The 24,843-nt window shown below is 47.6% G+C and carries 25 protein-coding genes; 22 read left to right on the top strand and 3 right to left on the bottom strand.

Going from position 1 to position 24,843, the window contains the following annotated elements; genetic code table 11:
• Positions 1-3 precede the first annotated feature (3 nt).
• The 3 genes from AC50YO_RS17780 (at position 4) to AC50YO_RS17770 (ending at position 3,606) form a co-directional block, all read left to right on the top strand.
• A complete protein-coding gene (locus AC50YO_RS17780; protein ID WP_494849219.1) occupies positions 4-744 on the top strand; it encodes a GTP cyclohydrolase II in 741 nt (246 codons plus the stop codon).
• A 783-nt stretch (positions 745-1,527) separates the two neighbouring features.
• Positions 1,528-2,529, top strand: coding sequence for a hypothetical protein (locus AC50YO_RS17775; RefSeq protein ID WP_494849218.1), 1,002 nt, complete (start codon positions 1,528-1,530; stop codon positions 2,527-2,529).
• Between the two features lie 114 nt (positions 2,530-2,643).
• Complete coding sequence (locus AC50YO_RS17770; RefSeq protein ID WP_494849217.1) at positions 2,644-3,606, top strand: aldolase catalytic domain-containing protein; 963 nt, start codon at positions 2,644-2,646, stop codon at positions 3,604-3,606.
• Between the two features lie 118 nt (positions 3,607-3,724).
• Here the strand turns inward: AC50YO_RS17770 and AC50YO_RS17765 are convergent, their stop codons facing one another.
• Entirely contained in the window at positions 3,725-4,168 is a 444-nt protein-coding gene (locus AC50YO_RS17765) for a GNAT family N-acetyltransferase (protein WP_494849215.1), read from the bottom strand.
• Positions 4,169-4,203: 35 nt separating this feature from the next.
• Positions 4,204-4,506, bottom strand: a complete 303-nt coding sequence (locus AC50YO_RS17760) for a hypothetical protein (RefSeq protein ID WP_494849213.1) — start codon at positions 4,504-4,506, stop codon at positions 4,204-4,206.
• Positions 4,507-4,649: 143 nt separating this feature from the next.
• On the opposite strand from AC50YO_RS17760, the gene AC50YO_RS17755 reads away from it, so the two are divergent.
• Positions 4,650-5,960 carry a VWA domain-containing protein gene (locus AC50YO_RS17755; RefSeq protein WP_494849211.1) on the top strand — a complete coding sequence of 437 codons (1,311 nt, stop codon included), beginning with the start codon at positions 4,650-4,652 and terminating at the stop codon, positions 5,958-5,960.
• Between the two features lie 115 nt (positions 5,961-6,075).
• On the opposite strand, the gene AC50YO_RS17750 is transcribed toward AC50YO_RS17755, so the two are convergent.
• Entirely contained in the window at positions 6,076-6,222 is a 147-nt protein-coding gene (locus AC50YO_RS17750) for a hypothetical protein (protein WP_494849209.1), read from the bottom strand.
• Between the two features lie 164 nt (positions 6,223-6,386).
• Between AC50YO_RS17750 and AC50YO_RS17745 the strand changes: the two genes are divergently transcribed.
• The 18 genes from AC50YO_RS17745 to AC50YO_RS17660 all read left to right on the top strand — a co-directional run bounded on the left by AC50YO_RS17745 (position 6,387) and on the right by AC50YO_RS17660 (position 24,843).
• Positions 6,387-7,235, top strand: coding sequence for a sensor histidine kinase (locus tag AC50YO_RS17745; protein WP_494849207.1), 849 nt, complete (start codon positions 6,387-6,389; stop codon positions 7,233-7,235).
• Between the two features lie 2 nt (positions 7,236-7,237).
• Positions 7,238-7,936, top strand: coding sequence for a response regulator (locus tag AC50YO_RS17740; protein ID WP_494849205.1), 699 nt, complete (start codon positions 7,238-7,240; stop codon positions 7,934-7,936).
• A 148-nt stretch (positions 7,937-8,084) separates the two neighbouring features.
• Positions 8,085-8,543 (top strand): ATP-binding protein, encoded by a 459-nt coding sequence (locus tag AC50YO_RS17735; RefSeq protein ID WP_494849203.1) that lies wholly within the window; start codon positions 8,085-8,087, stop codon positions 8,541-8,543.
• A 28-nt stretch (positions 8,544-8,571) separates the two neighbouring features.
• Positions 8,572-8,916 carry an STAS domain-containing protein gene (locus AC50YO_RS17730; RefSeq protein WP_494849202.1) on the top strand — a complete coding sequence of 115 codons (345 nt, stop codon included), beginning with the start codon at positions 8,572-8,574 and terminating at the stop codon, positions 8,914-8,916.
• Between the two features lie 24 nt (positions 8,917-8,940).
• The gene (locus AC50YO_RS17725; protein WP_494849200.1) at positions 8,941-10,146 is read left to right on the top strand and encodes a PP2C family protein-serine/threonine phosphatase; all 1,206 of its coding nucleotides are present in this window, start codon (positions 8,941-8,943) and stop codon (positions 10,144-10,146) included.
• Between the two features lie 32 nt (positions 10,147-10,178).
• Entirely contained in the window at positions 10,179-12,380 is a 2,202-nt protein-coding gene (locus AC50YO_RS17720; protein WP_494849198.1) for an ATP-binding protein, read from the top strand.
• Between the two features lie 143 nt (positions 12,381-12,523).
• On the top strand, positions 12,524-13,102 hold the full coding sequence (locus AC50YO_RS17715; RefSeq protein WP_494849197.1) for a Pvc16 family protein: 579 nt from the start codon (positions 12,524-12,526) through the stop codon (positions 13,100-13,102).
• Positions 13,103-13,104: 2 nt separating this feature from the next.
• Positions 13,105-13,899 carry a hypothetical protein gene (locus AC50YO_RS17710; RefSeq protein ID WP_494849196.1) on the top strand — a complete coding sequence of 265 codons (795 nt, stop codon included), beginning with the start codon at positions 13,105-13,107 and terminating at the stop codon, positions 13,897-13,899.
• A 115-nt stretch (positions 13,900-14,014) separates the two neighbouring features.
• Entirely contained in the window at positions 14,015-15,727 is a 1,713-nt protein-coding gene (locus AC50YO_RS17705; RefSeq protein WP_494849194.1) for a phage tail sheath subtilisin-like domain-containing protein, read from the top strand.
• A gap of 97 nt (positions 15,728-15,824) precedes the next feature.
• Positions 15,825-16,259 (top strand): phage tail protein, encoded by a 435-nt coding sequence (locus AC50YO_RS17700; RefSeq protein ID WP_494849190.1) that lies wholly within the window; start codon positions 15,825-15,827, stop codon positions 16,257-16,259.
• A gap of 92 nt (positions 16,260-16,351) precedes the next feature.
• The gene (locus AC50YO_RS17695) at positions 16,352-16,732 is read left to right on the top strand and encodes a phage tail assembly protein (RefSeq protein ID WP_494849188.1); all 381 of its coding nucleotides are present in this window, start codon (positions 16,352-16,354) and stop codon (positions 16,730-16,732) included.
• A 17-nt stretch (positions 16,733-16,749) separates the two neighbouring features.
• Complete coding sequence (locus tag AC50YO_RS17690) at positions 16,750-16,929, top strand: DUF6760 family protein (RefSeq protein ID WP_494849268.1); 180 nt, start codon at positions 16,750-16,752, stop codon at positions 16,927-16,929.
• Between the two features lie 5 nt (positions 16,930-16,934).
• Positions 16,935-17,414, top strand: coding sequence for a phage tail protein (locus tag AC50YO_RS17685; RefSeq protein WP_494849185.1), 480 nt, complete (start codon positions 16,935-16,937; stop codon positions 17,412-17,414).
• 45 nt (positions 17,415-17,459) lie between these two features.
• Positions 17,460-21,950 (top strand): hypothetical protein, encoded by a 4,491-nt coding sequence (locus AC50YO_RS17680; RefSeq protein WP_494849183.1) that lies wholly within the window; start codon positions 17,460-17,462, stop codon positions 21,948-21,950.
• Positions 21,951-21,976: 26 nt separating this feature from the next.
• Positions 21,977-22,603 (top strand): CIS tube protein, encoded by a 627-nt coding sequence (locus AC50YO_RS17675; RefSeq protein ID WP_494849182.1) that lies wholly within the window; start codon positions 21,977-21,979, stop codon positions 22,601-22,603.
• A 4-nt stretch (positions 22,604-22,607) separates the two neighbouring features.
• Positions 22,608-23,696 (top strand): phage late control D family protein, encoded by a 1,089-nt coding sequence (locus AC50YO_RS17670; protein ID WP_494849180.1) that lies wholly within the window; start codon positions 22,608-22,610, stop codon positions 23,694-23,696.
• Entirely contained in the window at positions 23,693-24,424 is a 732-nt protein-coding gene (locus tag AC50YO_RS17665; RefSeq protein ID WP_494849178.1) for a phage baseplate assembly protein V, read from the top strand. Before AC50YO_RS17670 ends, AC50YO_RS17665 begins: the two co-directional genes overlap by 4 nt.
• Positions 24,424-24,843, top strand: coding sequence for a GPW/gp25 family protein (locus tag AC50YO_RS17660; protein WP_494849266.1), 420 nt, complete (start codon positions 24,424-24,426; stop codon positions 24,841-24,843). Before AC50YO_RS17665 ends, AC50YO_RS17660 begins: the two co-directional genes overlap by 1 nt.

The following is a 24,843-nucleotide window of genomic DNA, read 5'->3' as shown; positions in this document are numbered from 1 at the left end:
AATATGAATAAAGAACATCTTTTATCAACCTTGTCTCAAAAAATAAAAACCATCGAAGGCGAAGACCATCAAATCTGCGTCGTTGGGCCGATTCAGCTTCCTGTTGATCTGGATGGCGAGACGATCGTATTCCAATGGTATAGCTGGATGAAGAGAGAGAAGAATGCCGGTTCTTCTGTTCAGGACCTGCTCTCGGAAGTGAATGCTTTTCACTATGCTGATCTGCAGCAATCAAGCGTTCTTGTCTATGGCGATTTCGAACATAATGAAGAAGCACTTATTCGTATGCACAGCATTTGCCATACAGGAGATATTTTCGGCAGCCAGCGCTGCGATTGCGGCTATCAGCTGAAGCAGTCCATGAAGATGATAACCGCTCATGGAACTGGCGCTTTGTTCTATTTGGCTGACCATGAAGGCAGAGGAATTGGCCTGTTCAGCAAAGCGATGGCTTATTTGCTGCAAGAGGAAGGCCTTGATACGGTAGATGCCAATTTGGAGCTTGGTTTTGCTGAAGATGCTCGTGATTACAGTGAGGCCATAGCGGTATTGAAGCTGCTTCGCAAAGCTCCTGTATCTATTATTACGAATAACCCGCGTAAAGTAGAAGCGCTTCGCAATGCAGGCATGAATATTCATTCTCGGATGCCGCTATGGGGAGATGCTACCTTTTACAATGAAAAGTATTTGTCGACCAAGGTAGCAAGATCGGGGCATTTTGAACCTGAATTAGTGAAGCAATAATAGAGTGAAAATAAAGCAATAATAATAATTAGCTAGAAAGTAAGAAATTTAAGATCGCCCGTATCCTCATTTCATGAGGTGCTGGCGATCTTTTTAAGTTGAACAGTTGCAGTCGCGGTATTCTGAGGGATTTGCTATGATTCAGATTGAATGCCAGCTAAGGTGGATGCAGATAAAGGTCTAAGATGAAGCTTGCGGAACTACGTTCCGTTATTTTGAATTGCTGCTAATTTTTAGACGTTTTAACTGATTCACATTCCGTTATTATCCAGAATATCTTCGATTGCTTGATATATTTTTAAAATAGGGGAATACCGTTCCGTTATTTTGTATAATAGAGCAGGAAAGCGTCACTTAACGGAATAGTGTTCCGTTAAGGTGTTGAGGCAATTTGAGTTGGTGAAGATATTTAGGTAGTTTGAATAAGTTCGATAGCAGCCGAGTTGAGATGGATAGGTAAATAAGCTAAGTTGGATAGATTGTCGAGCTGGGATGATCAGGCGGATAAGGTGAGTTGGACGGTCTGATGATTAGAGATGGATGGGTTGTTGGACTAAGTTGGACAGGCTGTTGAATTGAGATGGGTAAGTAGTTAAGAGAAGTTAGACAGGCTACTGAAATTGAGATGAATAGGTTATTGAGATAAGTTGGACAATTTGTTGAGCTAATAGGATGCAGCAGCTGTAGTTGTTTTGGTTCCAATCGAAACCAAAATTCGTTTTCATTCGTCTAATGGATATGCTCAATCTGGCATACACTAGATAAACGGAAGGTTGGGTGTGTATGAAGAGTCTTAAGATGGACAGGACCAGAAGACAAATGGTTCTTAATATAGCATGTGGTTTATTGCTTTTAATCGTATGTACGGCATGCACGAAGCTGGAAAAAGATGAGCAAGGGCGCGTTCAGAGCTCAGTTCAGCAAAATAAATCTGCCAGTGATGAGGAAATGGATCATTCATTGGAACAATTTCATGAAGTAACGAAGAAAGCGAAGGAAGCTTCTGAGATCGTCTCTTTTCTGAATGAGAATATGAATAAAGCAGGACAGGCAGCTGCGGATACGATGATTCGTGAGCTTAATCAGTATTATACAGAAGATGAAGCCCGTTCTCAGGAGGCCTTCTTTAAGCCAGGTATACAAGAGATTCTGCTTAAGCAAGAATGGCCCATTACATCAGCTAATGCGGCATCTATTGACGATAAGGACGTCATGCAGCTTGTAGTGAGCAAGCTATCTGGGGGCTATAAGCTTGTGCAAGAAGAGGGCAGCATATATCCTGTCGTCGATTACAGCATGCAGAAGCAGTATAAGGGATTTTTGTCTGAGCCATTGAACAGCTATATCTCGCTTAGGGCGGTGGAGTCGAATAATCCAGCGGCAAGCGACGGCGGATTAATTATTCCATGGGATGAATTATCTGACCGTACGATGATGGCAGAATCCTTCTTGTTCGCTTATAAGGATTCTCCAGAATGGGAAGAAGTTAAGAGTCTATATTTGGACAAATATTTGACGATGTATATTTATGGACTTAATAACACGCCTGTTTTTAATCCAACTACCTTCAAGCTGCTTGACGAGGTTAGAACTAGTTATGAACGGATCATGGAACGGCATCCGGGCACAGTAACAGCAGGAACAGTCAAACGTTTTTTGGATGTGCTTGAGGATACGGGTGGGCGTGTATTTAATTGGAGAAACGGGCAGCAGGAAGCGATTCCGTCTGTTAAACAATTTCATGATAGCTTCCGTTCTGAAGCAGAAACGATGCTGTCGATATAGATCAAAGTTTATTTTTACCCAGAAATCGACAAATTTATTTTGCCTTATGCTATCATTTCAAGTATGATGGGAGATAAAAAGTACTGAGAATCAGTAACAGAAGGAGTTTAGCGCATGAATACGAATACTAGTCATTGTAAAATTGTCGATTGTACGATCCGTGATGGCGGTCTAGTTAACAACTGGGATTTCAGCGTCGAATTTGTTCAGCATTTATACAACAGTCTGAATGAAGCAGGCGTCGATTATATGGAAATTGGCTATAAAAACTCTCCGAAATTATTGAAGGGCTCTGAATCCGCAGGTCCTTGGAGATTTCTGGATGACAATTTCCTGAAGGAAGTTATTCCTGTTAAAGGAAATACCAAGCTGTCTGCACTCGTTGATATCGGCCGTGTAGATGCTAATGATATTTTGCCGCGCAGCGAGAGTCTGTTAGACCTGATTCGTGTTGCCTGCTACATCCAAGATGTGGACAAGGCCCTTGAGCTTGTTCAACTGTTCCATGACCGCGGTTATGAGACAACCCTGAACATTATGGCTCTCTCGAACGTAATGGAGAACCAACTGATTGAAGCTTTCCAACTGATTAATGACAGCGTTGTTGACGTTGTATACATCGTGGATTCCTACGGAAGCCTGAAACCGAATGATTTCAGCTTCTTGGTGGACAAATTCCAAAAGTATCTGCCTACCAAGCGTCTTGGCGTTCATACTCATAACAACATGCAGCTTGCATTCGCGAATACGCTTATCGCTGCCGAGAAAGGCGTCGAGCTTCTAGATGCCTCTGTATACGGTATGGGCCGCGCTGCGGGTAACTGCAACACGGAGCTTCTTGTAGCTGATTTGAAGAATACCAAATATAATGTTCGTCCTGTTCTCGATATGATCGAGAAATACATGATTCCTCTTCGCGAGAAGGAAGAATGGGGCTACATTATTCCTTATATGATTACAGGCATTTTGGACGAGCACCCTCGTTCTGCAATGGCATTGCGTGATTCCGCTGATAAAGATAAGGCTGTAGATTTCTATGACCGTCTGACTACGCCGGAAATTGCTCACAGCAAATAAGAGGTTGTATTCCCAGCTGTACTTATTGATGTCTTCAGCATCAATAAGTACAGCTTTTTTATAAGGATGGAAGTAGAAGAGGCCAATCCCTGTCAATAGGGATTGGCCTCATTTGTTTTTAGCTGGCGCTTGGCTGGATGGATTTGGTCATCGTTACATGTGGGATACCCTCTTCCATGAAGGGCTCGGATACGGTTTGATAACCGAGCTTCTGATAGAACCGCTCCGCATGGGTTTGACCATTAAGCTTCGCGGTTGCCAAGCCTTCGGTTCTCGCTATTTGCTCAAGGCCCTCGACAATGGCAACGCCCAGTCCATAGCCGCGGTGAGAGGCGAGTACACAAATTCGTTCAAGCTTCGCGATCCCTTCAACGGTTCGCATTCTTCCCGTAGCCACTGCCTCATTATTATAGAGGACAAGGACATGACTCGCTGTATCCTCATATTCGTCGTATTCATGATCCGCAGGCACACCCTGCTCATCAACGAACACACTGCGCCGAATGGCGAATACAGCCTCCAAATCCTCTTTATTCGTCACTTGTCTTGTTTCAATCATCATGTTAATTGGTCATCCTTCCGTTAATTCTAAGTTGTCTATAGCGCAAGCAGTTCGCCTTCACCACGAAGGGCCGCAGCCTGATGGGGCTCGTTGGGATGAAGATAAGCGGTTCCGGTGAATCCTTGTCCCTCTTCTGTCTGTACGGACAGCTCTACTCGAATATCCTCACTCTGACCGAACCAACGCAGCAGCTCCAGATCGGTTACGCCGTTTACATCAACATACCATAATCGAGAGCCGTAGTCGGTAATAACAATCAGCTCTGCTGAAGTGAACAGCAACTCCTGCGAGTGCTGTTGATAGTGAATCGTAATGGTTGCTAATTTCATCATTTCCATATTCGTTGCCCTCCAGGCTTAGGAAGCGAGTGTTCGATACCTGCTCCACTAGAATTTGATTGTAAGGGTGAATGCCCTAGTATTGCAACAATTGTTAAGACGTAATCGTCTGAATTGGAAAAGATAGAGGGGGCTTGGAATAAATGTATATGATAAAATCTGCGAAACGGCTGGGCAGTCAATGTACATTTCTTGTTGTACTGGTGTTAGTAATGCTTGTTGCCGGCTGTTCTGGTGCGAATGACAGATCCATTAATTATGCACCGCAGCCTGATAAAGCAAAGCCTGGGGAAGCTACAGAATCAGCAACTCAAAATAGTGCTTCAGAGGATCGTGCTGCCAAGGAAAAGACAATTGAGCCACGACCTGAGCGAGAGGGCGGCGAAAAAAGAAGATACAGTCCAAACAATGCTGTTGTGCAGGCAGGCCAATTAACAGCGGGGGAATGGGATGATCTGGCCTCTTGGCAAAGCTTCGAGAATTTGCTGAATGGGAGAGAAGGCAATGATCAAAGGCAATTTTGGTCGTTTGCCCAGTTCAATCGTTTGGAGGTTCGGGTAACGTCAGACGGAAGAGCCGTTTCAGACGCACGAGTCGTATTAAAAGGACAGCAGCAAGAGAAGGTGTGGGAGGCACGTACGAATACGGAAGGCAGAGCCTATTTGTTCGCAGGATTATTCGATGAAGGAAATACAGGCGCAGCAGGCAGCTATTCGATCGAGGTGCAAACCGAGCAGGAGCAGAAGCAGTTCGACAATATTTCGGTTCCGAAGCAAGGCACCTTGAAGCTTGATATCGGTGGAGATATTAAATTATCTGATCAAGTAGATGTTATGTTTGTCGTGGATACGACAGGCTCCATGGAAGATGAGCTTAATTTTCTAGGGGCTGAGCTGAAGGATGTCATTAAACGAGTAGGCAATGAGCACGCTAATCAGCTGGCGATTCGCCTAAGCGCGAACTTTTATAAGGATAAGCATGATCGTTATGTGATCAACCCGCACCCGTTCACTACAGATGTCGACAGGGTTGTAGCTCAGATTACGAAGGAAGAAGCACAAGGCGGCGGTGATTACCCGGAGGCGGTAGAGCAAGCGCTGCGCGACGCCATTCGGGAGCATGATTGGAGCGAGGAGGCGCGAGCAAGGTTGTTGTTCTTAGTGCTGGATGCGCCGCCTCATGATGATCCGCAGATTATGGATGAGCTTCATGTGCTGATTGAAGAAGCGGCAGCTAAAGGCATTCGGATTATACCGGTAGCCTCCAGCGGCGTTGATGTAGCGACAGAGTATTTGATGCGGTTCATGTCTGTAGCAACCGGAGGCACCTATTTATTCCTTACCGATGACAGCGGCATCGGCGGTGAACATTTGGAGCCTGCGGCTGGCGCTTATGAGGTTAAGCTGCTGAATGATTTGCTCGTTGAGATAATTAATCGTTATGTCAAAGCATAGCATCTGAAATAATACGAAAGACCCTTAAGAGGTTGCCTGGGTTAGGCGACTATTTTAAGGGTCTTTCCTATTTCCATTGGGTATGGAAGTGGATTAGCGGTTCATTTTTTGCTTTTTAGAGATCGTCTTCCTGGGTTTCGAAAGCCACTAATGAAATGGGAGATCCGATTTGTTCGCTCAGCTTTTGTTCTAATTGCCGGATGGCCTCAAGCGCATCGGATTGTTCACTTAGCTCCGCCAGCTTGTAATTATTATTGAACATTAAGGTTCACATCCTTTCAACTAACTTCTCTATTACCATGATGTGCGCAAAGCAAGGTTCTTATTCGAATCGCTCCATTTGATGGTTAAACTAATTGTTCTTTCCTATTTTGTCGAGTACACTGGGAGGTAATAGAATGGTTAGAGCAAACGGAGGTTTCGTCGATGCCCTACAAATGGCTAAAATTTTTTATATTGTGGATTCCTACGATTACAATTGGATTATGGGAGTATATTCGGCATACGATTCTGCTGTCTTACGTCTCCATGGATTTCGGTAATGTTCTAGCTCCTATTCTTGTGTTTCTTATTACGCTGACTTTGCTGCGAGGCCTATTCGCTAAGCTGGAGAATACCCAGGAGGCACTTCAACGGGAGCGGGTAATGAAGGCATCCTTCGAGCATCGAGAGCAGCTCGCACGTGAATTGCATGATGGGATCTCGCAATCCTTATTCCTATTGTCGGTTAAGCTGGACCGATTGGAGCAAGCTGGATCAGTTGAGGATGCCAGGCATACAGCGGAGCAAATCAGAGAGACCTTCAAGCATGTTTACGAGGATGTAAGACAATCTATCGCTAATCTGCAATCTGCAGCAGCACCGACGGATTCCGCATGGATGGATACGCTGCTCGCTTTATCGGAAGAAATGAGGAATGCAAGCGGCATTCAAGTTACGATCAATTGGCCGCTTCCAGAAAATCTGTTAACGAACAAAGAACAGGTGGAGCTGCTGGCTATTATTAGAGAAGCATTGATGAATATTAGGAAGCATGCCAATGCCACAACAGCAACGATTTCTTGTTCCGAAGCGGTCGTGGCAGGCACGAAAACGTTCCGATGTCTAATTAAAGACAACGGGAGTGGCGCAGCAGAAGGTACACTCGAGGCTAAGGGGAGATATGGCATTAAGATGATGCGCGCTCGTGCTGAGCAGATGGACTGGGAACTAACGATCATCAGCAGGACTGAGCTTGGAACCGAAATTGAAATTATTGGTGGAAGGAGCAAATGATAATGAAAGAAAATACGGCAGGAACAATAAAGGTTTTTATTGTTGATGACCATCCGCATGGACGAGAGGGAATAAGAGAAATTATAGGCTCAGATCCGGATTTCGAGATTGTGGGGGAGGCAGCCAGCGGTGAAGAGGCTATAGCGAGAATTGATGATCTGCTTCCGAATGTAGTGCTTATGGATATTAATATGCCGGGAATGGGAGGGCTAGAGGCAACTCAGCAGCTTAAATATAGGCATCCTGCTTTAATAATCGTCATGGTTACGGTGTCGGATGATATTACCCATTTGTTCGAAGCAATCAAAAGAGGGGCACAAGGCTATTTATTCAAAAACTTGGCACCATCCGCATGGCTGGAATATTTGCGTGCTGTCGTCGTAGATGAGGCGCCAATGTCCAAGGAAATTGCCTTCCGTCTTCTGCAGGAATTCGCGGCTGCTAGCTCTAATGACCAGAATGCTGGATCTAGGGCAGCTGAAGAGGAAAAAGGCTCGATGACGACGCCATTAACCGAGAGGGAAAAAGAAATATTGGAAAGAGTTGTGACGGGGGAATCGAATCGGGAAATAGCATCCGGCTTCGGTCTATCCGAGCATACAGTAAAGAATCATCTCAAAAATATATTGCAAAAGCTCCACTTGGACAATCGGGTGCAGTTGACGCGTTACGCCTATGAGCAGGGTTTGTTCAAAAAATGAGCATTTTCAACAATGTTCGACTTTTTTTGGCAGGATTACCGTTACCGTTGTAGAATAACTACCAGAAAGATCATTCTCTGGCATTAAAAGTTGATTTAGAGAGAAAGATTTCACGTATTCTGATCCAACAAAGGCGGGAGGATCACGTATGTCGAAGGCTTGGCAATATCCCATCAATCGGCAAATCAAGCTGCATAACCGACTGGAGGAGCTCTATCGGCTGAATGAGCAGCTAGAAGAGATAGGCATGGAGTTGGGCTGGTCGAATCGGACGGTGCTTGATTTGTCATTAGTCTGTGAGGAGCTAGTTATTAATATTATGCATTATGGATTTCCGATGGGTGGGGAGCACAACATTGCGATTACTGTGAATGCTTCCCCAGATTCAGTGGAGATTCGGATCGAGGACAAGGGGATAGCTTTCGATCCATTCGAGCGTGCAAGCCCCGATACGTTATTAGAGCTTGAGGATCGTCCTATTGGCGGACTCGGCCTTTTTTTCGTGAAGAAATTAATGGATGATGTTCACTATGAACGCACGGATCATACGAATCGTATTAGCATGAGCAAGCGACTCGCTTCAGGAACCTCGGAAGGATCAGAATAAATAAACGCTTAGCGGGAGGGCTTGGATAATGAACATTGAGGCACAGGAAGTGAATGGCATAACGATACTTCCACTAGAGGGAAGACTGGACGGTAATAATGCTTCTGTAGTGGAGCAAGCTTTTTTGAAGCAGGTTGAGCAAGGCAAGCAGCAATTCATATTTGATTTTAGCGAGCTACAATATATTAGCAGCGCGGGTCTGCGGGTTGTTTTGGTTGCGGCCAAAAAACTTCGGGCTACGAAAGGAAGAATGATCTGTGCTTGCTTGAGCGAGCAAGTACTCGATATTTTCGAAATGTCTGGTTTTACTAACATTATTGAAATGGCGTCTACTCGGGATGAGGCATTCGTGAAGCTAGGAGCTGTAGTCTAACGTGGTCTCTCTAACAGACAAGAAATGGGGGAGCAGGCTGTGGCGATTGCGCAAGGGTTGATTGGTGCGGCTAGTATGGTGGCCATCGCATGGCTATGGCTCAGAAATAGGCATTTGGCAGCAAGAGTACAGCAGACAGAAACATTGCTTGCGGTAAGTGAACAATTATTCACAGTACAGCTGAAGCAAGAACTGATTCATGAGGCAACCGAGGGGATCAAACGACTTGTTAAATCTGAGCGTGCTTCCATAGTTCTCCTGGATGAGCATGAAGGGATAGCAAATGCGGGTACGCTGTCGCTTCCATTGATTGCAAGAGGACGGGTAATCGGCAAGCTGGAGGCAGCAGGCAAGCAAGGAGGCAAGCCATTCACCTTCAATGATCAGGAGGCTCTTGCGAAGCTGTCCGGTCCGCTTGCTCTTGCGCTAGATAATGTGTTGCTGCATGAAGTATCTGCTGAATCCGTTAATGAGCTCCAAATGGCTACAGCGTTAAAAGAACGGCTGGAGAGTGAGCTTCAGATCGCAGGAAGTATTCAACTGAGCTTTTTGCCAACGACAATGCCTTCGACGAATGAACCTTTTGACGTATGTGCTTTGTTGAAATCGGCAAAGGAAATCGGCGGAGACTTCTATAATTTTTTCAAAATAGATGAGGACCATCTGTTCTTCACGCTCGGCGATGTATCAGATAAAGGGATTCCTGCTGCGTTGTTCATGGCAATGACGCTCTCGTTGCTCAAGGGAAAGATGAACCCGGATCTCACTCCAGGTGAGCTGCTGGAGAAGGTTAATGACGATCTATGCACGGATAACGCGCAGCTATTCGCGACGATTGTATGCGGTGTGCTGCAAATATCAACTGGTGAAGCGGTATTGAGCGACGGAGGGCATTGTACGCCATATGTGGTTAAGGCGAGTGGAGAGGTACAGCCGATCAAGCTGACCAAGGGAATTCCGCTTGGCTCCTTTCCTGAATTCCAATATAAGAATATATCCCTTCAACTGGATCGCGGGGACAAGCTTGTGCTTTATACGGATGGGATAACAGAGGCGGAGAACGAACAACAAGAGCAATATTCCATGGCTCGGCTTGAGCGGTTTCTGGGACTAACGCAGGGCTATTCCAGTGCTGAAATTATTGATGCGTTATTAATGGATGTATTCATGTTCGCTGATGGGGCACCGCAATCTGATGATATCGCAGTGCTCTGTCTTACGCGCCGATAAGCGCAAATGCCACGATAAGGGTGAATGGGAAAATGCGTTTATATGAGAATGGTTTGGAGCATTTGCAGGCAGAATTGCTGCTGCTGGAGCACGGTATAAGGCGTCTATTGCAGCAGATGGAAAGTGCGGATACAGGAGAGCGCTCCGCGATGGCTTTGCGAGGGCTGGTTCTAACGGCAGAGGATATCGAGCGCACGCTCGAAGAGAATTATGGAGCCGAGGATCCGTTATATGCTTTTCGAGAAGAACGAATACAGACGGAGCAATTGATTGAGGATAGAATGATGGAAAGCTTGCGAGGCGGGATTTATCTCCCCCTCGCTTTGTTGTCGTGGCGTTTAAAGCTGACGGTATGGGAGAAACGTTGCTTGATACTTGGCATGGCTGCCGAGATAGATACTCGCTATGAGGCTTGGTTTGGCTATTTGAACGATGATATAACGCTTCGAGCACCGACCCATGAGCTTGCTCTTAGGCTATTATGTGATGATGCAGGCGAATTTCATCCAGCCAGAATGTATGTCGGGGAAGGCTCCAAGCTTCAGCGTTATGTGCTGAGGCCAAGGGATCAAGCTGCAGCTGGTGCTCGCAGCTCCTTGCGTCTTCCGGTGAAGCTCGATCAGCGGATTATAAGCTTTCTGCTGCAGACAGAGGAGTTGGATTATCGTCTGGCTGATTGCGTTACTCGCTATGAGGATGGGGAAGAGCTTGAACCTCTTTTATTCGATGTGGAGCTGCAAGAGAGGATGCTAACTGCTATAAAAAGGGAAAATGCCATTAGCCGATCAAAACAATCGCTTCAGCCTAGACTGTCTTTCGTGCAGTTAACGGGTGCGCGTGGTTCAGGGAAACAGCTTCATGCCAGACATATCGCCCGATCATTAGGCCAGCCTCTGCTCCTCGTACAGGTGGATCGGCTGCCCCTTCCTGCAGAGGGACTGCGTGAACGGCTGAGGCAGCTCGTGCGTGAAGCTTTTATTACAGACGCAGTACTCGCCTTTCGGGACTCCTCTTCGGAGAGAATGGAGGAGGAACTGCGAGCAGCCAGGCAGCATGATATATCTCTTGCATTAGAGGAATATGCGCAAGCCTTCACTCAACCGCTCGTTCTATGGTTGAACGTAATGGAATGCAAACGGGAGCAGCTTCCCGTTCCGTCGTCGATAGCTCTCTTGAATGGAACACTGACAACACCGGATGCTGATATTCGTCTCCAGTTGTGGGAGAGTAAGCGGGAAGGTTACGAATCGGAAATGGAATCGGAGCTGCTTCAGGAGCTTGCGGATAAATATCGGTTCACTCCTGGCCAAATTGCAGGTATGCGTGAAGAAGCATTAAGGCTGGCAGCGATTAAGGGACTTGAGCAGGCTGGAATGCACGAATATGAACAGGCCTCTCGGTCACAGGTCCAGCATCGGCTGCAGGAGCTTGCCGATAAGCTGACCCCGGCAAGGGGCTGGTCAGATTTGATTTTGCCGGAGGAGCCGCTCTCCCAGCTTCGGGAGGCCTGCAGCAGGCAACGGTTCGCAGAGACTGTGTATAGACGATGGGGATTTGGCCGGAAGCTGCCCTATGGGCGGGGATTAAGCATGCTATTCGCGGGCCCTCCCGGCACCGGGAAGACGATGGCGGCAGAAGTGATGGCGCAGGAGCTGGGCCTAGAGCTGTATCGGATCGATCTGTCGCGAATTGTAAGCAAGTACATCGGCGAGACTGAGAAAAATTTGCGCGAGTTGTTCGCAGAAGCAGAAAACAGCGGTGCGATTCTTTTTTTCGATGAAGGAGATTCCTTGTTTGGCAAAAGGACAGAGGTAAAGGACTCACATGATCGTTATGCCAATATGGAGGCGGCTTATTTACTTCAACGAATTGAAGCCTTCGATGGCGTGTCCATATTAGCGACTAACCTGCAGCAGAACATGGATGAGGCATTCATTCGCAGGATGCAGGTTATCGTTCAATTTCCATTTCCTGATGCGGTTGGTCGCGAGCGAATATTGCGATCACTCCTGCCGAAGGAGGCGCCGCTTGATGATCAGCTGGATCTGGCTTTTTTGGCGGAGCGCATTGATGCGACCGGAGGCCACATTAAAAATATTGTGCTGGCTGCCGCTTTTCTTGCTGCCTCGCAAGGGGAGTCTATCGGTATGCCGCATATGATTAGGGCTACGAAGCAAGAGTTCCAGAAAATGGGTAAACTTCTTGTGAAAGATACATTCGAGCCTTATATTTAGGTCTTTGGAACTACTTCATTAAGTTTTTAAATAAAAGATGAATTTTTGACAAAATTTGCGCATTTTTTCGTAGTCATTTTTTTACAGAGAAGATATAATAGATTCGTAGAGAACGGGTATAGTTTGCAAGAGGAGGGGTGTAGGTGGCTGGATATACGGCGATTGCTGACTTGGGCGCGAGCGTATTGCGCTTGCTCAGAGACAATATGACGCCAGATCCGGTGTCGCGTCCTGACTTGATCGGTATGGCCTCTCCACGTGATGCGGGAGACCTAGTATTGTCGATTTTTCTATTCAATGTGAAGGAGAATGGCGAATCACGGCGTACAGGCATGCAAGATCGCGGGGGAGTCCTGCAATATCCGCCTCTAGCGCTGGATTTGTATTTCTTGATTACGGCACATTCGAATGCGGATCGGCTTACTCGTTCCTTGGATGAACAAAGGGTGCTTGGAAGGGCTATGCAAGTGCTGTATGACAACTCTGTCATCAGGTCTCCTTATTTGGAGGGCTCGCTTGCTGAAAGCGGCGAAACTGTTCGGATATCCCATGCTGGAATGGATGGCGAAGGACTGTTGAAGCTGTGGCAGTTCGGTGATCTGCCATATAAGCTGTCGACCGTATATCGTGTCGGTCCAATCCTTCTGGACTCCAATCGAACAAAAGAAGTTTCGCGTGTCGTTGAACGCCACATCGTTCTGGAAGACAAGGGCGGTGGATAAGCTTGAGCCGTATTAAGCAGACCTCGGTCACGAAGTGCTCTCTTGTCGTTATCCTCGTGGATGTGTGGACGAGAAAAAAACCGGGCGGCTCACAGATCCGGGTTGTAATGGAGTCCTACGGAAGAAATCCGCTTCGCAAGGCGGATGGAAGCTACCTGTTTTTCGATTTGCCTCAGGGTTCTTCTACACTAACTGTTCTATCGTCTATCTATTTGCCTGTTCGACTTGAGATAGACTTGAACAAGCTTGATCCGCTGGCTCCAGTCGTAATTATTCCATTGCTGCCATCATCAGCCTATCCGTATCCTATCGGTTCTACAGGGATTTTATCTCGCATCTGCGATTCTTTAGGAAGACCCATAGCTGGAGCTGAGATTATGGCTTATGCTTCGGAAGATACTGCATACAGGGGACGGATAGCTAATGACCTGGCTCTAGCAGGAGAGCGAACGATTAGGATTGGGTTATTGCAGGGCAGCCTGTTCCCGGGGGAATTGTTCCTGTTGCGGGACAAGGATCAGCAGGAGCTGATCCGCATAACGGCGACTTCCCCTGATGGGATGTTTAGCTTGGAGCAGCCGCTGCAGGGAAATTATCGGAGAGGAGCAGTTCTACTGCCTGCTGTTATTACGAGAAGCATGGAGGATGGAGCTGTTATTCTGCCTTTTCGGGGTGTACTGCCTTCCGTATTTGCAGTAAGCGCTTGCAGTCGTCTGAATGGACTTGATACATCGGTCGATTGGATGGCACGGGCAGGAGAGGTGCTGCGGCTGCCGGATCTATCGGCGAAGCAATAGCCTATTACTATTGGTCTTGGGGCCGACTAAGGACAGGGAATATCGCATCTGGTTAAACCTAGTCCAGTCTTCAGTCGCCTAAAACATATATAGATTCAGAGAGGAGATCTCACTAATGGCTGAGTATTTTTCGCCTGGCGTCTACGTGGAGGAGTTCGAAAGCGGCTCTAAACCGTTGGAAGGGGTTAGCACGAGCACAGCAGGTTTTATCGGACTAGCTTCGCGCGGTCCAATTGAGGGCTTGCCGCAGTTGATTACGGGACCGGCTGATTTTCAACGTGTTTTCGGTTCTTACTTGTCCGAGAATGCATTTGGCTCGTATCGGTATCTTGCTTATGCGGTGAATCAATTTTTCATGAACGGTGGTTCCCGTTGTTTCATCATGAGGGTAGCTCCATCGGATGCGAAGGAAGCTAATAATGGGAGCTCGGAGTCAGAAGTGCTGTCTATTACAGCCAAAAACCCTGGAGCATGGGGAAATCAGATCCGTGTCGTTATTTCTCCAGCAAGCAAAGCGAAGACTCCGATTCTAGAAGCGGTGGATGGCAATCGTTACCGTGTCAAGAATAGTGCAGGCTTCAATCCAGGCGATGTTGTTGTCTTTACTGAAGGGGATAGCAAGCAAGTAAGTCGTGTCGTTACCGTACAAGACCAAATCATTGAGCTTGAATCCGCTTTGTCAGGCGATGTCGTCGATACGGCTTTAGTTCCTCTGAAATGGTTGAGCACAAGTGAATTCACGCTTACCGTTATTTATGGAAGTGAAGCAGAGACGTATGAGAAGGCTTCGTTAAACCCAGAAGCTCCCAATTACGTGGATAAGCTGGTTGAACGCTCCTCGCTTATTAGCTTAACAGCGGTATTGTCTGCTGAGGACGTAGTTACACCATTCGAACTGATTGCTGGACCTGAAGCAGCTACGCATGAAATTGTACTGTCTGGCGGAAGTGATGGCTCGGCCTCGTTGTTGTCTGCTGCTGATTTCAACGGAGAAGACAAAGGACCTGGCAGAAGAACGGGAATTCAGTCCTTCATTGATAATGATGTAGTAAGCATTATGGCTATTCCGGGTGTAACCGACCCGAATGTCCAATTGACTCTCGTTGCACATTGCGAGAATTTGGGCAGCCGGTTCGCCATACTTGACCTACCGCGTGAAGCGACGAAGGTGCAGGATGTATTAGCTCATCGTGACTTGTTCGATTCAAGCTACTGTGCGCTATACAATCCTTGGCTCCAAGTATTCGATCCATTGGATAAACGCAATATTTTCATACCTCCGTCTGGAACAATTGCCGGCATTTACTCGCGTTCAGATACGACTCGCGGCGTTCAGAAGGCACCAGCCAACGAGACGCTTCGCGGTGTAGTTGGCTTGGATGTTCAATACAATAACGGCGAGCAAGATATATTGAATCCGGCAGGCGTGAATTTAATTAGAGCCTTTACAGGACAAGGCATTCGCGTATGGGGAGCTCGTACTTGCTCGTCCAATACGCTGTGGAAATATATCAACGTACGCAGATTATTTATTTTCCTGGAGGAATCCATTAAGAATGGTTCGAACTGGGTAGTCTTTGAACCGAATACGGAACAACTATGGGCGCGTGTTCATCGTACGCTTGACGCTTTCTTGACTCGTGTATGGAGAGATGGCGCGTTGGCAGGAACTAGCACTTCTGAAGCCTTCTATATTGAGATAGGCCGTTCCACGATGACACAGGATGATATCGACAATGGCCGCTTAATCGTGGTTATCGGTGTAGCTCCAGTGAAACCGGCTGAGTTCGTTGTCTTCCGCATTACGCAAAAAACAGGTTCGGAATAAGCCTAATCTACGGCTATTATTGACTTAATAAGCTGAACAAGTAAGCAATCACTTCAGCTTAAATAGCTTCCATATTGAATAACGGAAGGGGATTTCTATGCCAGGGGACCGTATTGATCCATATCGCAATTTTAGATATCGCGTTGAGTTAGAAGGGCTTGAGCAAGCCGGTTTTAGTGAAGTATCCGGATTCGAGGCAACATTAGATGTCATTGAATATCGGGAAGGCAATGAGGTAACAACACCGCGCAAGCTTCCAGGCTTAACGAAATACGGCAATATCTCATTGAAGTGGGGAACGACTGAATCCATGGAGCTGTATGAATGGATTCAAGAATGTGTTGAAGGCACGATCGAGCGCAAGACCATTACGATCATTGCGCTTGACGAAGAAGGGGAAGACGTTGCAACATGGCAGGTTATTGAAGCTTGGCCTGTGAAATATACTGCTCCGAACTTTAACGGAACGGGTAATGAGGTAGCGTTTGAACTGATTGAATTCGCGCATGAGGGCATGACGCGCACGGCATAGCATTATGGAAAACAAGGGATGGCTGCGAACGTTGGAACGTTCGCTCCTCGCTTGTTTTCCGCTTTTAAATAATAGAATGGAGGAAATAAAATATGGCTTTCCTGACGGAATATGAGTTTGAGCTGCCACGTGGTTATGTTGATGATAATGGGAATTTGCACCGTCGAGGCGTAATGCGCCTAGCAACGGCGGCTGACGAAATTCTGCCGATGAAGGACCCGCGGGTTCAATCCAACCCTAGTTATTTGACTATTATATTATTGGCACGTGTCGTAACAAGACTAGGAGATTTGAAGCATCTGGATACGAAGCTGATTGAGAAGCTGTTCACGGCTGATCTCGCTTATTTGCAAAATTTGTATCGACAAATTAACGATATTGAGGCACCAAGCGTGTTGACCGTGTGTCCGAAGTGCGAGCATGAATATGAGGTGGCTGTCGATTTTTTGTCCTTAACCGAGGCGTTCTCCTAGGATATTCGGTTGATCGGATTTACGAGGAGGTCGGCTTTATCGCTTATTATTTTCATTGGCCGCATGATGACATTATGAATTTGGAGCATGCGGAGAGACGCAGATGGTGCGATGAAATATCACGCATAAATCGTACATTGAATGATGAGACGCCGGACAAGCCCAACGTATTTGATGTATTTAGTAAAAGGAGGTAGCGGGATTGGCATTATTTAAAGCCCGTGAGCTGGGTCAAGCTGTGAAGTTGGCTAATGCCCATAAATTCTGGATAGAGCTTGATGGAGTGTTTGTGGGCGGATTTACCGAAGTATCGGGTTTAGAGGTGGAAACGGAGATTGAGGAATATAGAGAGGGCGGCATGAATGGATTCGTCCATCGCCTGCCCAAAGGTATCAAATATTCGAACCTTATTCTAAAGCGGGGAATGACGCAAGCAGCAACGCTGTGGTCTTGGTATGAAGGGACATTAAATGGAAAGATTGTGCGTAAGAATGGCGCGATTGTATTGCAGTCGGATAAAGGAAAGGAATTCGGACGCTGGAATTTCACTGATGCTTATCCTGTAAAATGGTCGGGCCCGCATTTGAATGCCGCTTCAGGCGATGTCGCATTTGAATCTATTGAAATCGCCCATAATGGATTAAAGGGGAAATTCGCAAGCTCGTTAAGCAAGTTTATGTAATAGGGCATCGCCTATGGAGCAAGCTGATAGCAAGGGGGACGCCAAGTGAAACGGAAGATGGGGACTAACCGATCAAGCAATAAAATAATTGGTATGACAACGTCTATACAAACGTTTGCTGGCGGCATCATGAGCAAATATGTTGGCTCGCTGAACCATTCATTCAGAAGATTGTCATTATTGCATAAGAAACCGCCGTCTGCCCAATTGATGGAGCAAAAAGTACATGTGAAGGTCATTGCTCCGCCTGTTCTGAAAGAGACGAAAAGGAAGTCTGCCAAGAAGGCTCTGGTTCCAGCGCAGGCAGGTCAATCCAATACGAGACCGACAGAGAAAATAATTATTGAACGAGAAAAAATTGTGCTTCGTGATGTTGTGCAAATTATGAAAGAGCTTCGCAGTATTCGAGAGACTGCTGTTACACAAGTGTTAGAAAGATATGATAGATCTCCCGAGTATTCCAAGGTGCGTGCAAGCGTGGAATCTCGAATAGCTAGTCGTGCTAATGGAGCTAATAAAGACAACGATGCTAACAATATGATGATTCAGATGGTCAGAAGAGAGAAGAGCGGGAGAATAGACCCTGTTATTCTTTATCGTAATATAGCTAAGATTATTAACCCAACAGCATCTAAGACCAGTGGTTTTTCTACACAACTAGAGAAAAGCAGGGATTCTTATAGATGGTTGCCTGACCATGAAGGCCGCAAGAGCAGCGGATCGAGATTTAAGCTGGTCAATCAACAAAGCAGTAAAGCAAAGCTTGTACAATTAATAGAACAAATGAATGAGCTTGCTGATAGAGAGTTGCGCGGAATGCTGGCAATTAAGCAACAAGTAAGCAAGACATCATTCATGATGAAATCTCGCTCGATGGAAGTTAGTCAGGGGAATAGAAAAAGTGAGCGCTCTGAAGCTACAACAGAGAAGCTGCAGCTGACTGTGGCCAATCAACCAGTGGGGAGAATAGATCCACTTCAGGCAGCAGGACGAGGCGTAAAGGTACAGAAGAAAGAAGCTTTTATTGAGTCATTGGGCAATGCAGATCTAAGTAATGCTGCTCCAAAGCATGTGAGACTGCGGGGTAAGGCGGCGGAGCAGCAAGGCGCTGGAGTGAAGCGAAGCGTACTTCAGCGGTTGGCGAAGCAAGAGCATGTGAAGCTGCGGGGTAAGGCGGGGGTAGCAGAGCAGCAAGGCGAAAAAGCGAAACCGAGCGTACTTCAGAGGCTAGCGGAGCAGGAGCATGTGAAGCTGCGTGGCAAGGCGGGGGTAGCAGAGCAGCAAGGTGAAGTAGTGAAGCGAAGCGTACTTCAGCGCTTGGTAGAGCAGGAGCATGTGAGGCTGCGCGGCAAGCCGGGGTTAGCAGAGCAGCAAGGCGAAGTAGCGAAGCGAAGCGTACTTCAGCGCTTGGTAGAGCAGGAGCATGTGAGGCTGCGCGGCAAGCCGGGGTTAGCGGAGCAGCAAGGCGAAGTAGCGAAGCGAAGCGTACTTCAGCGATTGGTAGAGCAGGAGCATGTGAGGCTGCGCGGCAAGCCGGGGTTAGCGGAGCAGGAAAGCGAAGTAGCGAAGCGAAGCGTACTTCAGCGATTGGTAGAGCAGGAGCATGTGAGGCTGCGCGGCAAGCCGGGGTTAGCAGAGCAGCAAGGCGAAGTAGCGAAGCGAAGCGTACTTCAGCGATTGGTAGAGCAGGAGCATGTGGGGCTGCGCGGCAAGCCAGGGTTAGCGGAGCAGGAAGGCGAGGTAGCGAAGCGAAGCGTACTTCAGCGATTGGTAGAGCAGGAGCATGTGAAGCTGCGTGGCAAGCCGGGGGTAGCGGAGCAGCAAGGTGAGGTAGCGAAGCGAAGCGTACTACAGCGGTTGGTAGAGCAGGAGCATGTGAAGCTGCGTGGCAAGCCGGGGGTAGCAGAGCAGCAAAGTGAAGTAGCGAAGCGAAGCGTACTTCAGCTGCTGGTGAAACAGGAGCATGTGAAGCTGCGGGGTAAGCCGGGAGTAGCGGAGCAGGAAGGCGAAGTAGCGAAGCGAAGTGTACTCCAGCGGCTGGCGAAGCAGGAGCATGTGAATTTGCGTGGCAAGCCGGGGTTAGTGGAGCAGCAAGGCGAAGTAGCGAAGCGAAGCGTACTTCAGAGGCTGGCGAAGCAGGAGCATGTGAAGCTGCGTGGCAAGCCGGGGTTAGTGGAGCAGCAAGGCGAAGTAGCGAAGCGAAGCGTACTTCAGAGGCTGGCGAAGCAGGAGCATGTGAAGCTGCGTGGCAATTCGGTGGTAGCGGAGCAGCAAGGTGAGGTAGCGAAGCGAAGCGTACTTCAGAGGCTGGCGAAGCAGGAGCATGTGAAGTTGCGTGGCAAGCCGAGGGCAGCGGAGCAGCAAAGTGAGATAGCGAAGCGAAGCGTACTTCAGAGGCTGGCGAAACAGCAGCATGAGAAGCTGCGTGGCAAGCCGGGGAAAGCGGAGCAGCAAGACGAAAAAGCGAAGCAAATCGTACTCCAGCGACTGGCGAAGCAAGAGCATGAGAAGCTGCGTGGCAAGCCGGGGGTAGCGGAGCAGCAAGGCGAAAAAGCGAAACCGAGCGTACTCCAGCGACTGTCGAAGCAAGAGCATGTGAAACTGCGTGGCAAGCCGGGGGTAGCAGAGCAGCAAGTTGAATTAGCGAAGCGAAGCGTGCTTCAGCGATTGGCTAAGCAGGAGCATGTAAAGCTGCGTGGCAAGCTGGAGGTAGCAGAGCAGGAAAGCGAAGTAGCGAAGCGAAGCGTACTTCAGCGATTGTCGGAGCAGGAGCATATGAAGCTGCGCGGCAAGCCAGGGGTAGCGGAGCAGCAAGGCGAATTAGCGAAACCGAGCATACTCCAGCGATTGTTGAAGCAAGAGCATGTGAAGCTGCGCGGCAAGCCAGGGGTAGCGGAGCAGCAAGGCGAATTAGCGAAACCGAACGTATTCCAGCGATTGTCGAAGCAAGAGCATGTGAAGCTGCGTGGCAAGCCGGGGGAAGCAGAGCAGCAAGGTGAATTAGCGAAGCGAAGCGTGCTTCAGCGATTGTCGAAGCAGGAGCATATTAAGCTGCGTGGTAATCTGGAGGTAGCAGAGCAGCAAGGCGAACAAGTGAAGCCAAGCGTACTCCAGCGGTTGTCGAAGCAAGAGTATGTGAAGCTGCGTGGCAAGCCGGGGGTAGCGGAGCAGCAAGGTGAGGTAGCGAAGCGAAGCGTACTCCAGCGCTTGTCGAAGCAGGAGCATGTGAAGCTGCGTGGCAAGCCGGCGGGGGTAGCGGAGCAGCAAGTCGAAGTAGCGAAGCGAAGCGTACTCCAGCGATTGTCGAAGCAAGAGCATGTGAAGCTGCGATTTCATTCGAAGTCCGTAAGCCAGCAAGTTGGTGACGACAAGCTTGGAGTAGGGGGCCACTATGGGGCTAATAAGGAACATACGACAGGAAGCTTAATACCCCAATCAACTGCACGGCAAATAAACGAGATCAACCGAGAGAAGCTTTCTCGACCAATCGTCCTGCATCGATTCCATGACAGGGGATCAAAGCATTTTGTTGGACGCTATGTAAGCAGACCATTAGGATTCAAGCAAGAAGATGAAAAATTTGCTGTAGGTACGCCCAAAGCATCAATGAATCTTCAATCGGCAAACAAACCGAGCGTACCTTTGAACCAGCTCCAGTTGTATAAAGAGGAGACTCGATTGAAGCAGCCTCTCCATATGGAGGCTCAGACAAGCTTAGAGATAAAGCAAAATTACAAAAACGATTCCAAAGTAGAGCCAACGCTCGTGACGAAGCTAAAGCCTATAGCAGACGCTTTACCAATTGTGCAAGTTCGTAAATTAAAGGTCCAGCGCACTCATCAAGTAGAGCAAGACAGGCACAAGAAGCTCCATTTAAGCTCGCAATTGCGATCACAGGCGGCAGCAGAGTCGCGAATAACTTCATTACATAACGAAGCTTCTATTGGATTAATAGAGAAGCAGCTAGCAGGAGCAACCCCGCTGGTGGATGAACCGCGATACAAGAGGGGAATGGCTCGCCAAATTGCCGTGAATAAAGCAACAGGCTCCCATGAAACTGTTATTTCGAAAAAATTAGCGGCGTTGAATTTGGTGAAGCAAGAGCGTGGACGGTTAACCCCGGAGCAAAAAGCAAAGCAACAATCTGTTGCACCACATTCGCCTACTTCTTCATCGGTGTCGCTAATGCAGCCGATCAAGTCTACTGCGACAAGGGATCCTGGTCAACAGCCTATGAATACAATTCAGCTGCGTCATGCCAAACAATCGACTGCTGCAGGAGGAATGAATGCTGCTTCCAAGGAAACCCATTCGTTCGCACCGCCTATGCCAACATTGTCCCACCGGGCTAATGCTACTGCTTCGCAGGAACCGGAGCGCATTGTGACGGTTGAAGCGCCACAGGAGCTTGATCCAGAGAAATTGCAGAAGATGATTATGAAAATGCCGCAATTAAATCCTCAGGCGATCGCTGATCAGGTATACAAAGCACTGGAGAGAAAGATGACATTAGAACAGCGGCGGCGCGGATATTAGTAGCCTGAATGTGGAGGAAGCTATCTATGGCATTAAGTAAAGCTCAAATCATTATTCTAAAGAGCAAATCAAAGGAATCTGTGGATGTACTGTTCAATCCAACAGAATATGTATTGGATTCTGGCAACCAATTTTCATTTGGTGAGGTTCCGGGACTTCAGACGCCGATTGCCCAATTTATAGGAGGCAACGGGACAACGTTGACGATGGATTTGTTTTTTGATACCTACGAGAGCGGTACAGATGTTAGGGAGTACACATCCAAGATCGTTAATATCATTGATGTAGATTCTGATCTGCATGCGCCTCCGATGTGTAGATTTGTTTGGGGCTCTCTTGATTTCAAAGGGGTCATTGAGAAAATAACGCAGCGGTACACGATGTTTCTTGAATCGGGTGTACCTGTACGCGCGACACTTAACGTGACATTCAAAAGCATGCAATCCATGAAAGAGCAGTACCAGAAAATTCCTAGACAATCCGCAGACCGAACAAAGGAAAAGACGGTGAAGCTGGGCGATCAATTATGGATGCTGGCAGCTGATGAATATGAGGACCCTGGTGCATGGCGCCATATTGCCAAGGCGAATGGCATCGATAATCCTCGTCATCTGACGCCAGGGAGCAAATTAACGATACCGAGATTGGAGTAACTGTATGGCACCGGGTACGAGCTTTGATGCATTGGAGACTAAATATAATAACTTCGTTGCGCCAGAGACGGACATTGTGATAGAGGGAAAGCTAGCCCGATTATCCGATATGGCAATAGGATGGGTGGAAGTTGAGCTAACCATCGAGCCTCAAGCCGACGTTGTAAAATTTGCAATTACTAATGGATTTGTTCTGAATGAAACGCGTTTTCAGTGGATTGGGTCAACGATTGATGTCGGCAAATCCCTGCAGGTGAAGATGGGCTACGCAGATAAAAAGACACTTGTCTTCGATGGTCTCATTACAGGATATTCATTGGAATACCCGGAGAACGGAAGCCCGAACATCGTAGTTACGGCAATGGATCGGTCGTTCATGCTGATGAAGTCCTCGCATTCTAAGGTATGGATGGATGTAAAAGATAGTGATGTTGTTCAGCAAATTGCAGGAAAGTACAGCTTGTCAGCCGTGATTGATGCAACAACGAATAAGAAGACAAGAATTGAACAGATTGGTGTCAGTGATTATCATTTTATTCGCTCACTCGCTGTTGATAATGATCGCCACTTCTATGTGTCGGCATCCAAGCTGTATTTTACGAAGCCCAAAACAGCATCGCCCGTCGTTACTCTAAAGTATGGGAAAAGCTTGAAGAGCTTTACGCTGCAGGTGGATGCTTCTAGCCAAATGGCAGAGGTAAAGGTTCGCGGTTATGACGTGGCTACGAAGAAGCATGTTGAAGCAGTTGCCAAAAGCGTGACGGCAATAGGCGGCAAATCTTCAACTGGACCGAAGCTTGCCAGTAAGTTCTCAGTCAATAAGGTCGAAGTTGTCTATACACAGGTAGGATCACAGGCAGAGGCACAGGTGCTGGCTACCTCTATGCTGGAGCGTCAAGCTAGGCAGCTTGTACATGGATTTGGTTCTAGCATCGGTCTGCCGGAGATTATGCCGGGGGCGATGATCAGTATAGAAGGATTAGGCAATAACGGCAAGCTGGATCAGACACTGCGCATTACAAAAGCGACACATCGGCTCGATGCTGAAAGCGGGTATACGACGCAATTCGAAACGGAGGGGAATGCGATATGAATATGATGTTTCCTGGGTTTTTCGACCAGCAGGCGCGTTCAATGGTTCCGGATCAACTGTCTGGTGTATGGAATGCCATTGTTACAGCTAACAATGATCCGAAAAAACTCGGGAGAGTAAAGGTGAAATTCCCTCTCCGGGAAGGAGATCTTCAGACCGATTGGATTAGAATTGCAACATTAATGGGCGGGGGCTCCAGAGGTACATTGTTTATTCCCGAAGTAAATGATGAAGTGTTGGTCGCTTTTCTTATGGGAAGATTGGATTCTCCTGTCGTTATTGGTGCCCTATGGAATGATGTGGACAAGCCGCCGACACCTCATGAGAAGAATGATGTCCGTCAGATTAAAACCCGCAGCGGGCATGAGATTACATTCCATGATACATCGGGCGAGGGTCAAATTACGCTGAAAACGAGCAATGGCAATACCATCGTAATGGAAGAGAAGACGAATACGATTAAGGTAGAGACCAAAGACAAGGCGCAATCCATAGTGATGACCGGAGGAAGCTCTGGAACGTTAACGGTAAAAGCCGGTACAACGTCCAAGCTGGTTATGAACGGTAAAGGGGAAGTCACGATTGAAGGCTCCAAATCAGTAACGCTTAAGGGTGCCCAAGTAAAAGTGGAGGCTCAAGCGTCCCTCAAGCTTGAAGCCGGAGGCATGATGGAACTGAAGGCCAGCGGCTTATTATCGCTCAAAGGATCTATGGTCAAAATTAATTGATGAAGGGCGGAAGCAAGATGACAGCTTCGTTCTTGGGAAAAGGTTGGAAGTTTCCTGTGCAAGTAGATGCAACGACCGGTCGCATTCGCATGGTTGAAGGTGAAGAGGATATTCAAGAATCGATTCGTATCATTCTGCATACTTCCAAAGGAGAGAGGCTGATGCGTCCCGACTTTGGTTGTGGATTGAGAGAGTTCGTATTCGGCACGACAGACGAGACATCGATGCGGCTTCTAGCGACCGATGTGGAAGAAGCGATTCGCAACTGGGAGCCGCGCGTGAAAGATGTGGAGGCTCAGGCATTGCCTGATGATTCTTATCCCGGTCGTGTTCTTCTAAAAGTCTCGTATGTGGTGCGGTCAACGAACAATTTATTTAATCAGGTCTATCCTTTCTATTTGGGGGAAGGCACGAAATAA

The organism is Paenibacillus sp. J22P59 (assembly GCF_059383895.1).
Note: the sequence above shows the minus strand (reverse complement) of the source record. Positions and strands in the feature narration are given on the sequence as shown.

Excerpts from the sequence above, each read along its gene's own strand:
- AC50YO_RS17760 (WP_494849213.1), bottom strand. The coding sequence starts at position 4,506 with ATGGAAATGATGAAATTAGCAACCATTACGATTCACTATCAACAGCAC.
- AC50YO_RS17675 (WP_494849182.1), top strand. The coding sequence starts at position 21,977 with ATGGCATTAAGTAAAGCTCAAATCATTATTCTAAAGAGCAAATCAAAG.
- AC50YO_RS17755 (WP_494849211.1), top strand. The coding sequence starts at position 4,650 with ATGTATATGATAAAATCTGCGAAACGGCTGGGCAGTCAATGTACATTT.
- AC50YO_RS17695 (WP_494849188.1), top strand. The coding sequence starts at position 16,352 with ATGGCTTTCCTGACGGAATATGAGTTTGAGCTGCCACGTGGTTATGTT.
- AC50YO_RS17665 (WP_494849178.1), top strand. The coding sequence starts at position 23,693 with ATGAATATGATGTTTCCTGGGTTTTTCGACCAGCAGGCGCGTTCAATG.
- AC50YO_RS17670 (WP_494849180.1), top strand. The coding sequence starts at position 22,608 with ATGGCACCGGGTACGAGCTTTGATGCATTGGAGACTAAATATAATAAC.
- AC50YO_RS17770 (WP_494849217.1), top strand. The coding sequence starts at position 2,644 with ATGAATACGAATACTAGTCATTGTAAAATTGTCGATTGTACGATCCGT.
- AC50YO_RS17750 (WP_494849209.1), bottom strand. The coding sequence starts at position 6,222 with ATGTTCAATAATAATTACAAGCTGGCGGAGCTAAGTGAACAATCCGAT.
- AC50YO_RS17700 (WP_494849190.1), top strand. The coding sequence starts at position 15,825 with ATGCCAGGGGACCGTATTGATCCATATCGCAATTTTAGATATCGCGTT.
- AC50YO_RS17730 (WP_494849202.1), top strand. The coding sequence starts at position 8,572 with ATGAACATTGAGGCACAGGAAGTGAATGGCATAACGATACTTCCACTA.
- AC50YO_RS17775 (WP_494849218.1), top strand. The coding sequence starts at position 1,528 with ATGAAGAGTCTTAAGATGGACAGGACCAGAAGACAAATGGTTCTTAAT.
- AC50YO_RS17745 (WP_494849207.1), top strand. The coding sequence starts at position 6,387 with ATGCCCTACAAATGGCTAAAATTTTTTATATTGTGGATTCCTACGATT.
- AC50YO_RS17660 (WP_494849266.1), top strand. The coding sequence starts at position 24,424 with ATGAAGGGCGGAAGCAAGATGACAGCTTCGTTCTTGGGAAAAGGTTGG.
- AC50YO_RS17780 (WP_494849219.1), top strand. The coding sequence starts at position 4 with ATGAATAAAGAACATCTTTTATCAACCTTGTCTCAAAAAATAAAAACC.
- AC50YO_RS17735 (WP_494849203.1), top strand. The coding sequence starts at position 8,085 with ATGTCGAAGGCTTGGCAATATCCCATCAATCGGCAAATCAAGCTGCAT.
- AC50YO_RS17720 (WP_494849198.1), top strand. The coding sequence starts at position 10,179 with ATGCGTTTATATGAGAATGGTTTGGAGCATTTGCAGGCAGAATTGCTG.
- AC50YO_RS17705 (WP_494849194.1), top strand. The coding sequence starts at position 14,015 with ATGGCTGAGTATTTTTCGCCTGGCGTCTACGTGGAGGAGTTCGAAAGC.
- AC50YO_RS17725 (WP_494849200.1), top strand. The coding sequence starts at position 8,941 with ATGGGGGAGCAGGCTGTGGCGATTGCGCAAGGGTTGATTGGTGCGGCT.
- AC50YO_RS17740 (WP_494849205.1), top strand. The coding sequence starts at position 7,238 with ATGAAAGAAAATACGGCAGGAACAATAAAGGTTTTTATTGTTGATGAC.
- AC50YO_RS17765 (WP_494849215.1), bottom strand. The coding sequence starts at position 4,168 with ATGATGATTGAAACAAGACAAGTGACGAATAAAGAGGATTTGGAGGCT.